Annotated in this window: 9 protein-coding genes; 1 reads left to right on the top strand and 8 read right to left on the bottom strand. The window is 31.5% G+C overall.

Annotated features, from left to right (window positions below; translation table 11 throughout):
- Positions 1–131: 131 nt before the first annotated feature.
- The 3 genes from NPX36_RS04820 to NPX36_RS04810 form a co-directional block, all read right to left on the bottom strand.
- Entirely contained in the window at positions 132–779 is a 648-nt protein-coding gene (locus NPX36_RS04820) for a response regulator transcription factor (RefSeq protein ID WP_257500282.1), read from the bottom strand.
- 29 nt (positions 780–808) lie between these two features.
- Positions 809–2,584 (bottom strand): sensor histidine kinase, encoded by a 1,776-nt coding sequence (locus tag NPX36_RS04815; RefSeq protein ID WP_257500281.1) that lies wholly within the window; start codon positions 2,582–2,584, stop codon positions 809–811.
- Between the two features lie 898 nt (positions 2,585–3,482).
- A complete protein-coding gene (locus tag NPX36_RS04810; protein ID WP_257500280.1) occupies positions 3,483–5,735 on the bottom strand; it encodes a helix-turn-helix domain-containing protein in 2,253 nt (750 codons plus the stop codon).
- Positions 5,736–5,817: 82 nt separating this feature from the next.
- Here NPX36_RS04810 and NPX36_RS04805 point away from each other — a divergent pair, with 82 nt between their 5' ends.
- A complete protein-coding gene (locus NPX36_RS04805) occupies positions 5,818–6,051 on the top strand; it encodes a DUF2683 family protein (protein WP_257500279.1) in 234 nt (77 codons plus the stop codon).
- Between the two features lie 156 nt (positions 6,052–6,207).
- Here the strand turns inward: NPX36_RS04805 and NPX36_RS04800 are convergent, their stop codons facing one another.
- From NPX36_RS04800 to NPX36_RS04780, 5 genes are all read right to left on the bottom strand, one after another.
- The gene (locus tag NPX36_RS04800) at positions 6,208–6,840 is read right to left on the bottom strand and encodes an OmpH family outer membrane protein (protein WP_257500278.1); all 633 of its coding nucleotides are present in this window, start codon (positions 6,838–6,840) and stop codon (positions 6,208–6,210) included.
- Positions 6,841–7,063: 223 nt separating this feature from the next.
- Complete coding sequence (locus NPX36_RS04795; RefSeq protein ID WP_257500277.1) at positions 7,064–7,894, bottom strand: class I SAM-dependent methyltransferase; 831 nt, start codon at positions 7,892–7,894, stop codon at positions 7,064–7,066.
- 64 nt (positions 7,895–7,958) lie between these two features.
- Positions 7,959–9,836, bottom strand: coding sequence for a tRNA uridine-5-carboxymethylaminomethyl(34) synthesis enzyme MnmG (gene mnmG, locus NPX36_RS04790; protein ID WP_257500276.1), 1,878 nt, complete (start codon positions 9,834–9,836; stop codon positions 7,959–7,961).
- Between the two features lie 37 nt (positions 9,837–9,873).
- Positions 9,874–10,293 (bottom strand): rRNA maturation RNase YbeY, encoded by a 420-nt coding sequence (gene ybeY, locus NPX36_RS04785; RefSeq protein ID WP_257500275.1) that lies wholly within the window; start codon positions 10,291–10,293, stop codon positions 9,874–9,876.
- A 619-nt stretch (positions 10,294–10,912) separates the two neighbouring features.
- Positions 10,913–13,864, bottom strand: a complete 2,952-nt coding sequence (locus NPX36_RS04780) for a sensor histidine kinase (RefSeq protein ID WP_257500274.1) — start codon at positions 13,862–13,864, stop codon at positions 10,913–10,915.
- Positions 13,865–13,876: the final 12 nt, after the last annotated feature.

The raw sequence follows: 13,876 nt of genomic DNA, 5'->3' as shown, positions 1-13,876 counted from the left end.
AATATTTATACCCATTTTATTGAGAACAAAAGTAATTACTTCAAATGCAACTATTTGTAGAACTTGTTCTAGGTAAGCAGTAGAATTTGTTCTAAAAAAAATCCGCTTTTAAAAGCGGATTTTAAGGTTTTTTAAACTTCTTTATAAAGGCTGAATAGTTGTATAAGGTCGGATAGGTTTTCTACATCTAGTTTTTCAAAGATGCGGGTTTTGTAAGTGCTCACTGTTGATTTTTGCAAATCTAATGCTGCGCAAATTTCTAAATTACCGTATCCTTCAACCATTAAACGGGCTATTTCCAACTCGCGGTTTGAGAGTTGATCCATAGGGTTTATGGGCTTTCTGAAGAGGTAACTGTCGGTGATTTTTTCTTGGATGTATTTACTAAAATATTTTCCCGAATTCATCACGGTATGAATGGCGTTTTGAATTTCGGCTTCGTTGCTTAATTTGTTTAAATACCCACTTGCGCCGGCTTGCACATAACGAACGGCATAGATGTCTTCGTCGTGACCAGAAAATATTAATATTTTTAAATGTGGTTGCAGCTTTCGCAAGGTAGGAATTAAATTTAAAGAATTTCCGTCGGGAAATGACACGTCTAATATCAACAAATCTATGCTTGTTGATTCTATCTTTTTCATTACCTCGCTAAGATTGTCTAACTCATAAACCTCTGCATTGCTGTACATATCTTTCAATATGAAACCAAGCGATTTTGTAACCACACTGTGGTCATCAGCTGTTATGATTTTGTAATTCTTTACATTATTTTTCATTTTTTTCTAAATGTTTTCTATGATTAGCCCTATTGTTTTGATTCTTTCTTTTGTGTATCTAGAATTAAATTGAATGTTACTACGGTTTCGGTGTTGGGTTTACTGGTTACAGAAATTTTTCCTTGGAATAATTCCACTATTTCTTTGCACAAATTCAATCCCAAACCTGCTCCTAAATTCTGAACATCTGCAGCTATTTTGCCTTGATGGTAACTTTCAAATATATGTTTTAAATCTTTTTCGCTGATACCTGCTCCATTGTCTTTAATGGATACTTTTAAATTTTGTGTGTGTTCATCTATTTTTTCTATAGCTACGTTTGCAACTATTTCGCCCTTTTTGGTGAATTTATTCGCATTTCCTATAATGTTGTAGAACAACTGATGTATTTTCACACTATCGGAGTGCAGCATCACATCGTGGGAAATGGAATTGTTAATTACTAATTTATTACCATTATTGCTCACAAAATGTGCTAACGATTTTAATATTTCATCTAATTCTGTTTTTAGATTGAATGTGGTTTTGTTTAATGTTAGCTTTTTGTTTTCATTTTTTGAAAATTCTAAAATTTGATTCGCCATTAACGACAGTGATTGTGTGGTGGCTTCGATTGATTTTAATGATTCTTTTACGTCTTCATCTTGCACTTGTCTGCTAATTCCGCGCGTGTAAATAGAAATAATGTTTAATGGCGAACGTATTTCATGACTGATCATTCCCACGATACGGTTTTTAAAATTCAAGTTTTGCTGAATTTTTTGTTTTGCTTGTTCTAACCTTTTTTCATAACCAAATGCTAATCGGGTTAAAAATGCCAACAAAATAGAAATAAGCACCATTAAAAAAATCAATCCAATTACGGCGTAATTTCTAATTTTTTTATTGGCGTGGTATTGCTCTTGAAATTTTTTGCGGGCGTCGTTGGTAAACGATACCAATGCATCATTGTATTTGGTGAGCAACATATTGCTGTATGTGAGCAACTCGGTATTGGCATTAAAAAAATTAGTATCGTTTTTAGAATTTTTACGGTTTACAGCGGCCAATTTGCGCTTGTAATTTTCAAATTCCTTTTGATAATATTCATTGGTTGATTGGAACAAATTCTCTATTTGCTCTTCAATGCTACCTGAACTTACTTTTTTCCCATGACGAAGGGTTAACACCACGTTCGATTTTTCTTTTTGCACATCTACTTCTCCGGAAATTGCATTTCCTAAACGCTTAAACAATCCTTTGCGCTCTACGCTATCAACAGAAACACTGGTTTCCACATTTAAACTATCAATTACATCTTTGAATTGAATACTGTTTAGTTTAAACGCTTCTGCTCTAAAATCGATACTTGGCTGAATCTCAATCTTTCGAAGCGAATCGATCTTTGAATTGATGTTTTCTACTGATAACTTTGGGTTTTTATCTTTGCGCAAATACATAGAAAATCCCGCACTTTTATCGGTTGTTTTTACTAAATTTTGAATGTTTTTATTTAAGCTGTCTAATGCATCATTATACTTCACCAAATATTGTTCATCTTTGGTTTGAAGATACTGTTGTAAATTAAACTGCGCTGCAATATAATCGCTTTTTGTGCGGTCACTGAATTGCTTGGCTTGTTCAGAAATATGAATTTCGGCTTCTAACTCTTCCAGCTTTGGTTCGTTAAAAATTTCATTGTAAACAATTACAAGCAATAGTATCTGAAAAAAAATCACACTTACAACCAGCGTATAATGAACCGTTTTTCTGTATTTAAAACTACCGGTTGTAAAATTTAATTCATCAACTTTTTGTTCTTTCAAAATAATCTTTTTAATTACATTCTTACTCTTAATAAACTCTTAGATATTTAATTCTTAAAATATACGACTATTTTTTTATCAATACATTCTTTTATCGCTATCTTTTTAATTATTTTTCTAAAATATACACTTGGTGAGTGGTTTTGCAATTAGCGTGTATGCCATGTGGTTTCTAATGCACAAATATATAAATTAAAAATAATTCACCAGCGACTTAATTATTTATTCCTTTTTATGATATTGATTATGAGATTGTTTATAACAATTTTTTATATTTTAACATGAATAGTAATAAATATGATATAAATAACATAAATATAGTATATAATTTTCTGTTTCGTTGCATCAATTATCATAAATTTTTGATAGATTTTTATACATAATTCAGTAGAAAAATTAACAATTGCGCTTGATAAAAATTTTAATGTATTAAAATTCAGTTATTTGTGTCATTTTCATAAAATATAAAATCACTGACACGTTAAAAAATTTAACATATTTAATTCATTTTTTTAACATTTGATGACTTCGAAGGAAGCCTTCTGTTTTGGATGATGCTTAAAAATAGTTCGATGCTTCAAGACTTCGTAGGGTTGATTAACTGCTTTATAATTTCTACCAGTTAAACCAAGTTCCATTCTAAATTCGCTGCTCATTTTCCATTTATTTAGATCAATTGATTATGAAATGAATTTTTATACCTCTTGTAAACAGTATTCGTAAATAAAAAAATGCTGCAAGATTTAAAAACTGGCAGCATTTTAATCAATATCGTAAAATAAGAAAATAAGCTAATAATAATCTGATATTTAATACTTTATATTTATATCATATGATTTTAATAAAACTTCCTTTGTAAAAAAACCTGCATTTCAGTAAAATTATATTCCACTGCCTATCAGTTCTTCACTTGTAGAGAAGCTTTATAAATACGCAAATCTTCCCAAGTAATTGATTCAGGAGCATCGGCTTTAATTTCGGTTAAGGTTTTATCTTCATTCCCACTGAATAATTTTTGCAATTCTGCTATTTTCTTTTTTGACAATACTTCGCTGATTGCTATTTTATTCGCTGCTATTAATTTGCCCACATGTTGATAAATGGTTGCAACAGAAAGTTTGCGTTTATCGGCAATTTGGCTCACGGTTAATCTTTGTTGAAAAAGCTCAAACGTTTTGTCTATTGTAGTGGTTTTAGTAGGTTTTTCAATTTGTTTTAAATCATCATCTATAGCATCTTCCTCTGTAACATCTAACATTTGGGTGCGCAAAATTTCCTTAATCGCCGTTAAATGATTCAATCGGTATGAAACGGCATTTGTTTGCTTTAGATTATCGGTTGAGAAATCCATTTGCTTGCCAAACAATTCAATCATTTTATTCGTTTTAAGCAACTTTAAAACCATTTTTATATGTTGCTCCTCAAATACTCGTAATTGTTCCACAAAAAGTACAAAACCTTTCTTTTTCTTTGCTTGTTCCAACACAAAAAGCGTGTCGTATCCCAATTCATCCAATTTTGGATAAAAATAGGTATATGCTTTGGAAAAACGCTGCACCAAATGATCGGTTCTAAAATCGGTATCGGTAAAAATAGCGTGTAGTTCTTGTAAAAATTGCAATCCCACTTTTTTGAGATGCAACAGCAAACGTTCTTGTTTTTCTGCCCAAGCGCGATAAATTTTTCGGGTCGATTTTTTTTCGGGAATCCAAGTAGCAATCCATTTATAAAAATCATCATGTGCTTGCTGCCAATTGAATGTTTCGGATACTTGTTGCCATAAATATTCTAATTTGGCTTGCAATAATTGATCTTCCTGCCGAATAGCTGCATTCTTTTGGGTGAAAGACAGAATGTTTTCATCGGCCAAAATTTGGCGGATTGCAACTGGTTTTGATAGAACCAAACCATCTAAACTGCGCAAACGCGACAATGCCACATAAGCTTGCCCACTCATAAACACATCGTTGATATCAAGCACTGCTTTATCAAATGTTAATCCTTGCGATTTATGCACCGTTATGGCCCAAGCCAGTTTCAAAGGATATTGCACAAATGTTCCTAAAACTTCTTCTTCGATTTCTTTGGTTTGTTCATTGAGCACATAACGCACATTTTGCCATTCGTATTTTTCAACCGTAATTTTGACATTATCTTCGGGCAAAAAAACCTCTATTTCGTTTTCAGACACAAAAAACACCGTTCCGATTTTTCCGTTGTAATAGCGTTTTTCAAAACTTAAATCGTTTTTTACAAACATCACTTGTGCGCCTTTTTTCAGCACCAATTCGGGTTCTAACGGAAATAGTTTTTCGGGAAAATCGCCAATAATTTCAGGCAAGAAAACAAATTCTTGTGTTTTAATATGGCGCAGTTGTTGCTCATTTATTTCATCGGCTTTTCGGTTGTGTGTGGTAAGTGTGATATAACCTTTGTTTTTGTTGGTGTCGAAATGTTCATCAACTTGTTTTGCCAAAACCTCATAATCGGCAGGAGTGATGTTGTTTGTTCTAAAATTATTCAGCAACCGAATAAAATCGGCATCGTCTTGGCGGTAAATCTTTTTAAGTTCCACATAAACAGGAGGTTCTGTTTGCATGACCCAGGCGTTGAAAAAATAAATACCTTGGTAAAAATGCCTTAGAGTTTCCCATTCGTTTGGCTTCACAACAGGCGGCAATTGCCACAAATCGCCTATAAACAATACCTGAACGCCACCAAAAGGCAACGATGACCTGCGAACAAACTGCAATAATTCGTTCATGGCATCTAACACATCAGCTCGCAACATAGACACTTCATCAATCACCAGCAACTCTAAACTTTTGATAATAGACTGCTTTGATTCTTGCATTTTAAAATGGCGGGTAATAGTTTGTTTGGTTTCAAAATACAGCCCATTGTTGTTATTTTTAAAATCGGTAGTAGGAATATAGGATGAAAAAGGCAACTGAAAAAACGAGTGAATGGTTACCCCGCCCGCATTTAAAGCCGCAATACCAGTTGGTGCCACTACAACTGTGCTTTTGTGTGTGGTGGCAAGAATTTTTTTGAGCAAAGTGGTTTTACCAGTTCCTGCTTTTCCAGTTAAAAAAACATTTCGGTTGGTATGCTGTATGTATTGTAAAACTAATTCTGCTTCAGGTGTCATAAGTACTAATTTAACTAAAATGCTGATATATTGGAACGTGCGACAATTTTTTGTAATTTTTTTTTACTAAAATACAAAACTAATGACAACTATAACCATAAAAATAAACGAACGTACAAAAGCTGGCAAAGCATTAAAAAATTTAATTGAATTTTTTTCTAAAGAACACAAAGGTATTGAAATTGTTTCGGATACAAAAAGTGGATACAATGCTGAATTTGTTCAAAAAATAAAGAAAGCCGAAGAAAATATTAAAAGCGGGAAGTGTGTAGAAATAGATCCAAATGATGTATGGCGAAGTTTAGTATTGAAATAACTGATAAATTCCATTTTACAACTTCCCTAAATCTATCTTTAAAAGATGAAAGACAAAGCACCGTTTTAAAATGCTTGTTTCTGCTTGAACGTAGCTTTTAAAAGCAAAAAAAAGCCTGGAAGTTTCACTTCCAGGCTTTTTAAATATTCTAAACTATTACTTCTTATCCGCTTCTTTTTTAGTTTCAGTGGTAGTAGTTTCTTCTTTAGCCTCTACTTTTTTACCGGTTTTTTCTTCGTATTGTTTGTGTAACAATGCTAATATTTCTTTGGTTAAATCATATTCTTCTTTTGCATAAAGAACCGATGCTGCATCGCCTGTTCCATAAATATAGTCGTAACCTTTTTCTTTGCCGTAATCTTTAATGAATTTTTTCATTTTAGAAACCATTGAATCGCGTTCCACAGCACTTTCTTCTTGGAACTTTTTCATATAGTTTTGTTCTTTCTCTGTTAAAGTTTGCTGACGGCGTTCTAATTCTGCTTGGCGTTTTTGTGCCCATTCCATACCTTTTGATTGGGCATTTTTCTGAAGATCCAACACATCGTTTTGAAATTTACGTGCATCACTGTCTAATTCATTCTTCATTTTTTCGGACATGGTTTTAAACTTTACCTCGAAATCTTTGAATTCTTGGTAATCTTTCATTAAAACTTCCGTATCGATATAAGCTGTTTTTAAAGCCACTTTTTCCGCTGTTGCTTTTTCTGAATTCGCTGTTTCTGCCGTTTCTTTGTTACAAGCCACAACACTAAGTGCTACAACAGCCAACATCATTATTTTTTTCATATTACTTAATTATTTTTTAATTTCTATTGAAAATAAAATTTCAACAAAAGTATTTAAAATTATCGAATTTGTTTAATTATAGAAAATTTATATGCAAATATAAAAATCAATTATTTTTAATTATAAAAAATACATTTAAAATATTCGATTTAAGCCTCTTTTACAAAATTGGAATATAAAGACACATTTTACATAAACATCTTTTAAAATAACCTATTTAAAATTATTTTTTAAGAATATAAATGTGCGAAGAATACTCTTTAGAGAAAAATCCCTTTAAATTAGACAGTAAACCGATACAAAATGCTTTTATAAGGTTTTTGGATCCTGTTTTGTATTCTTCCGATAATAATGAAACATAAAAACTATCAAAATACATAGGTTTTATATGTATTAATTTGAATTGATGTTCTTCGGCTAATTGTTTTATGGATGTTTTACTAAAATGCCAAAGATGTCTGGGTACGTCCCAAGCTGCCCAATGTTGTTTATAATGTTTTGCATCATACGATTTAAAATTTGGAACAGCAATTATCAGTGTTCCATATTTGTTTAAATGTTCTTTAAAAAATTGAAAATATACATTCAAATCAGTTACATGTTCCAGCACATGCCATAGTGTAATCACATCAAATTTTTCAGCAGGCATTTCATCAATGGAAATAAACACATCCATTTTTTTAGATTGTGCAATACCACGCGCTGTTTTGTTGGGTTCTACTCCTACTCCATTAACTGCTAATTTTTGAATACCATATTTTAAAAAATCACCCGTACCGCATCCAATATCTAATACATTTAGGTATGACCGATTGGTAACATTACTTATTAAGTTCCATTTACTTTTTATGGTATGATTTTTTACCAACTGATACATTTTTTCAAACCAATTTCTTTTACCGTCGGTGTGTGAAATATAATTCTCACTTTTATAATATGCTCCCAACTGGTCAAATGCCGAAAATTTTGTTTGATACATATCATATTTTTTATGATAGATCAACTCAAAATCTTCTTTGGTTATACTGTAATCTTTAATGGTTTTGTTTTTCATAGTGCGAATATATAAAACACAAAACACCTTTGCAAAGGTGTTTTGTTTCACGTGGAACGTTAAATTATCTGCCCATGTGTATTAATAAAATAGAAATATCAGACGGTGCTACACCACTAATACGCGATGCTTGCGAAATAGTAACCGGACGAATCTTTTTCAATTTCTCTTTTGCTTCATAAGACATGGATTTGATTTTATCATAATCGAAATGTTCCGGAATACGCACATCTTCTAATCTATTGAGTTTATCAGCATTGTTTTTTTCCTTTTCGATATAACCAGAATATTTCACTTGAATAATTGATTGATCAACAATCTCTTTATCTAAATCATTTTCGCAGATGTATTGCTTCACTTTTTCAAATCGCAATATATCTTCATCAGTTATTTGCGGACGTGAAAAAACCTTAAACATTTTATCGGGTTGCTTCATTGGTTCGCTTCCTTTTATTTCTAAAATAGGATTTGCTTCTTTCGGCTGCACAGATGTTTCTTTAAAAAACTGAACGAAATGATCGGATGATTCTTTTTTGTATTCCATTCTTTTTAATCGATCTTCACCTGCTAAACCAATTTCAAATGCTTTTGGAGTTAATCTAAAATCTGCGTTATCTTGGCGTAAAAGTGTTCTATATTCCGCACGTGATGTAAACATTCGGTATGGTTCTTCTGTTCCCTTTGTAATTAAATCATCAATTAAAACCCCAATATATGCTTCGTTTCTTTTCAAAATTAAAGGTGCTTTTTCTTGCACTTTTAAAGCAGCATTTATACCTGCCATTAAGCCTTGTGCTGCTGCTTCTTCATAACCTGTAGTTCCGTTTATTTGACCTGCAAAAAACAAACCTTCCACTAACTTTGTTTCTAAGGTATGTTTCAATTGTGTTGGCGGAAAATAATCGTATTCAATCGCATAACCCGGACGGAAAAACTTCACCTTTTCAAAACCAACCACAGACCGCAAGGCATTAAACTGCACATCTTCTGGTAACGAAGTAGAAAAGCCGTTTACATACACTTCTACTGTGTTCCAACCCTCAGGCTCCACAAATAATTGGTGACGATCTTTATCTGCAAAACGATTGATTTTATCTTCAATAGAAGGACAATAACGCGGACCTAAACTTTTAATTCTACCGTTAAACATAGGCGAACGATCAAAACCTTCCCGTAACAAATCATGTACTTCTGGCGAAGTATAAGTCATATAACAAGAGCGTTGTTTGGTAAGCGGTTTTGTTTTATCTGAATACGAAAACTTTTGCGGATTTTCATCACCTGGCTGTTCTTCCATTTTAGAATAATCTAACGATCGTCCATCTACGCGAGGCGGTGTTCCGGTTTTCATTCTTCCAGCTTCAAAACCTACTTTTATTAAATCTTCAGTAATTCCAAAAGAGGCACTCTCTCCTGCCCTACCACCTCCAAACTGTTTATCTCCGATATGAATTAAACCGTTTAAAAAAGTACCATTTGTAAGGATAACAGTTTTTGATTTTATTTCAATTCCAAGGCTTGTTTTTACACCTACTATTTTATGATTTTCTATCAAAATTCCGGAAACCATTTCTTGGTAAAAATCTAAATTCGGAGTTCCTTCTAACATCAAGCGCCAGGTTTCTGCAAACAACATACGATCGCTTTGACATCTTGGCGACCACATAGCAGGTCCTTTGGAAACGTTCAACATTTTAAATTGAATAGCCGATTGATCAGATACAATTCCAGAGTAACCACCCATTGCATCGATTTCACGAACAATTTGTCCTTTTGCAATTCCACCCATTGCAGGATTACAACTCATTTGTGCAATATTCTGAAGACTCATTGTTATCAAAAGCGTCTTCATTCCCATGTTTGCAGCAGCGGCAGCAGCTTCTGAACCCGCATGCCCAGCTCCAACCACAATCACATCATATTTATCTTGAAATATACTCATTGTTCCACGTGAAACATTTAATTAATAAATAAAAAAATTATTGTTCCACGTGGAACATATTAATTTTTTCTTGTTCTTTTATACTCATTAATTCGGCTTCTTTATCTGTTTTATCTTTGTATCCGCAGTAATGCAAAACACCATGAGCCATCACTCGAAGTAGTTCGTTTTGGAGAGATACCTCGTATTCTTTTGCATTCTCTTCTACGCGCTCCATTGATATAAAAATATCACCAGAAATTAAGTCGCCAATACAATAATCGAAACTAATAATATCTGTTAAAGTATCGTGATTTAGGTACTGCATATTGATGTTGTGCAAATACGCATCGTCACAAAAAATGTAATTAATTTCACCGGCTTCTTTACCTTCCGATTCAATTATGGCATCAATCCAATCTTCATATTGTTGCTCGTTTTCTAACTGAAAATCGGTTTCGTAATTAAATATAACCATTATTAACGTTTAAAATACTTGCAAAGGTACAACGAAACTAAAAAAAGAGGATACAATATTGTATTAAAATATTTAATATATTGATAATCAATAATTTAAATAATAAATAAGCTAATTATCGCTTATAAATCAGCTATACCCTTTTTGGTTTTCAACAATACTATATTATAAAAAGAAATAAATTTTTAAAATTTTAAAAAAACTTTCTTCTTTATTATGCTTGTTAATATATAGCATAAGTTTTTAAAGAAAACACAGTAAATGTGAGTTATGAAAAGTTGTTAACACTGCCCTACCCTTCTAATGGCTTAAAAATCAAATAAATTTCTATTTTTTGTTGAAATAGAATACTTCTTGTTAACTAAAAATATTAATAATTTTTATGGTTAATAAGTGTTGATAACTGTGTTTCATTTGTCAATGAAGCGTGTACTATTTTCAATAATTTTTTTGGTATTGTTGATAAAAATTATGCCTTACCATTTTTTATGAAATTGTAAATAAATAGTTATCTAAAGTTATTCACAGTTATCAACACAAGTTATGAATATACAAATGGCGGTTATGAACACTTATTTATCTTGAAATATATCATACTATTTAAAATACTATCAATCAGTTATTTAAAAATATTATGTACATTAAATGAATCAATAATGGCAATGTTAAGAATTACTTTGGTACCTAGTGGCTGGTTGTTGGCATCGACCAAATCAACAATTTCGCATGAGAATTCTTTTTTAAACAAATCTTTGTATAATTGTAACCTGTTTTGAACGATTTTTGTTGCATAGGAGGTGTGTAAGGTGGAATGGTCTGTGTTTTTATTTGCGTTCCTCCCTACTCCATTGTCTGTAATGGCAATGATGATTGCATCTGTTTGTTTTTTTATAGTAATTTTTAATTGTTTGTCATCGTTTATATCCGACAAGCCATGAATTACTGCATTTTCTACAAATGGCTGTAACAGCATCACAGGTACTTTTGTTGTGGTAGTATCAATGGATTCATCAATTGTATAAGTGAGATTTATTGGCTGGTTGGTTTTCAAATTTTCAATAGCAATATACGAATTGATATAAGCCATTTCATCGGCCAAGGTTATGTGTTCTTTATTTACAATATCAAGCGTAGAGCGTAGTAATTTTGCAAATTTCGCAAAGTAGTTATTCACTTTAATTTCATCGTCAAACAACACACTGCTCTGCATATTATTTAAAGTATTAAAAATGAAATGAGGGTTCATTTGTGCGCGTAAGGCTTTCATTTCTAAATTTATAAGTTTTAAACGAATGTTAAAGTCTTTAGCACGTTTTGATCGAATGATATACAACACCAAAATGGTTAATAAAATAACTGCGATAAATACAAGTATTTTAAAGAAAGTTGTTTCCCAAAAATACGGTTTTATTGTAAATTGAAAGCTCTTACTATTTTTTGTTTTATCACTGTAAGATTGACTATAGGCTTTAAAAGTATATGTACCCGGAGCTAGTTCTTTAAAAAATAATTCATTTTCGGTAAATATTTTCCAATCATCTGGTTGATTATTTCTTGATAAGGAATAATACTTCACAAAATCAGCGGTATTATTCATTGTTTTTATAGAAGTTTGAATGCTTATATTATTTTGATTTCTTTTTAAAAATAAGGATTCTAAATTATTGATTTTATGGTCATTAACGGTGATATGATTAATTTCTATTTCACCCGAAATTTTTATATTGATGAAATCTTTTGCTATTGTTGTAATTCCTTGCTGCGTAATGATATAAAGGTTTTTGCTATCGGAAAGAATATCATTAATTTTACCTTTTATAATACCACTATCCAATGGTATTATCCTCGTTAAATGTAATTTTTTATTGTTGTAATTATAAACATATAATCCGGCATTGGTTACCACAAATAGCTGGTTTGATACAGAATCTTTGATAATTTTATAGATGTTGTCATTAGGAAGTAAATTTTGTAAAATTTTAAAATTTTGCGTTATCAAAAGCAAACCATTTGAATGTGTACCTACCAAAATTAAATCGTTGATATGATTAATGGTATTGGTAAATTTTATGGAATGCGATGCTACAAATTGTTTATTGTTTAGATGATAAATACCTAATTGTTCTTCGTTTGAAACAACCACCGATTGATTATCGGTCACCAAAATATTATTAAAGCGCAAATCGGCCTTTATTTCGTACAAACTTTTCGAAGTATTGTTTTGTATAATATTTTTCTGAATTGCATATATATCGCCGTTTTTAAAATAACTATCTCTAATACCTCCTGTTCTTTTATGGGGAATTAATCGGTCTTGAATGCCCAAAAATTCCAGCGAATTTTCTTGAATTTTATAATAAGCAATTTTGTTTGTTTGCACCGCAATCAATTGGTTACCCGAACGATAGATAGCAGATGTTTTATCATTAAACGTATGCAATTTTGTAGATTTATTTGTAAAATCAATTTGGAACACCTCATTTGTACTTGTTAATGCAATTAGCGAATGCTCATACAAAAACGCCGATTTAATATGGTAATTATGATCTCCTAACAGCTGATTATAACTGTATTGTTTAATTTTAAAAAACGATTTTGGAATGAATTGAACGGTATTTCCTTTAAAAATAATCCAAAAATTCTCATATTTATCAATGCTGATACTTTCAATAGTTTCAAAATTGTAGGGTAATGAAGAAATTTTTTGCGATAAAACTTCGTTATAGATACCTTTTTCAAAAACGATGCATTTTCTGTCAGCATTACTGTATATTTTATAAACATCATCGTTTTTTGCAGAAAGCAATTGCACCCGTTTTGAATTGAATCCAGCTATACCTGCAAAGATTGGTTGTGATTTTTGAAATGTAAAATTTTGTATTTCAAAAGGAAACCGTTTTGTAGCCGTATAATTTTCTTGTTGATTTTGGTGTATATTTACAAAATTAATGGAGAATGGATTAGAAAGTAGCGAATAATACCGTTCATTGGATGCAAACTTCTTTAACACCTTTTTTTGATCATTTAATAGATAAAATTCATTTGTTGCCGCATTTTTAAATACATAAGCCTGCAATGCATGGTGGTAATTAACCAAAACAAGGTTTTCTTTATCTGGGTATCTTTTGATTTCAAAATGTTGATTGGTTAAAAAGTAGCGACCATTTTTCAGATGCTCTGAAAAAAATAAAGTATCTTGTTTGGTAAATTCATAATATGCACTTTGTATATTTGCATTTTCCACTTTAAAAATTCGGTCTTTTTTAATATAATATAAACCCTTGAAATAGCCGGTAAGCCAAATGCGATCTTCAGAATCAATTTTAATATAAAAGATATCATTGGTGGGCAAACCGTCTTTCATAGAAAAATGTTTGTAGTATGTACCATTAAATTTATAAATTCCATTGTCGGTAGCCAGCCAGGTATAACCATTGCGGTCAAAAGCCACGGTATATGTTAACACAGATTCAAGTTCACGCACCGTGCGTATATTTTTTGTAGCATACTGCTCTTGTGCCCATAGTTGGTTAAAAGCGCACAAAAAAACAAGCAGTTTTATAAACTTCATTTGTTCAAATTT

Source organism: Paenimyroides aestuarii (assembly GCF_024628805.1).
GTDB lineage: Bacteria > Bacteroidota > Bacteroidia > Flavobacteriales > Flavobacteriaceae > Flavobacterium > Flavobacterium aestuarii_A.
The sequence above is the reverse complement of the archived record's forward strand: the minus strand, read 5'-3'. Positions and strand labels throughout refer to the sequence as shown.

Coding starts and splice junctions, on each gene's coding strand:
- NPX36_RS04820 (WP_257500282.1), bottom strand. CDS start 779: ATGAAAAATAATGTAAAGAATTACAAAATCATAACAGCTGATGACCAC.
- NPX36_RS04810 (WP_257500280.1), bottom strand. CDS start 5,735: ATGACACCTGAAGCAGAATTAGTTTTACAATACATACAGCATACCAAC.
- NPX36_RS04805 (WP_257500279.1), top strand. CDS start 5,818: ATGACAACTATAACCATAAAAATAAACGAACGTACAAAAGCTGGCAAA.
- NPX36_RS04800 (WP_257500278.1), bottom strand. CDS start 6,840: ATGAAAAAAATAATGATGTTGGCTGTTGTAGCACTTAGTGTTGTGGCT.
- NPX36_RS04795 (WP_257500277.1), bottom strand. CDS start 7,894: ATGAAAAACAAAACCATTAAAGATTACAGTATAACCAAAGAAGATTTT.
- mnmG (WP_257500276.1), bottom strand. CDS start 9,836: ATGAGTATATTTCAAGATAAATATGATGTGATTGTGGTTGGAGCTGGG.
- ybeY (WP_257500275.1), bottom strand. CDS start 10,293: ATGGTTATATTTAATTACGAAACCGATTTTCAGTTAGAAAACGAGCAA.
- NPX36_RS04780 (WP_257500274.1), bottom strand. CDS start 13,864: ATGAAGTTTATAAAACTGCTTGTTTTTTTGTGCGCTTTTAACCAACTA.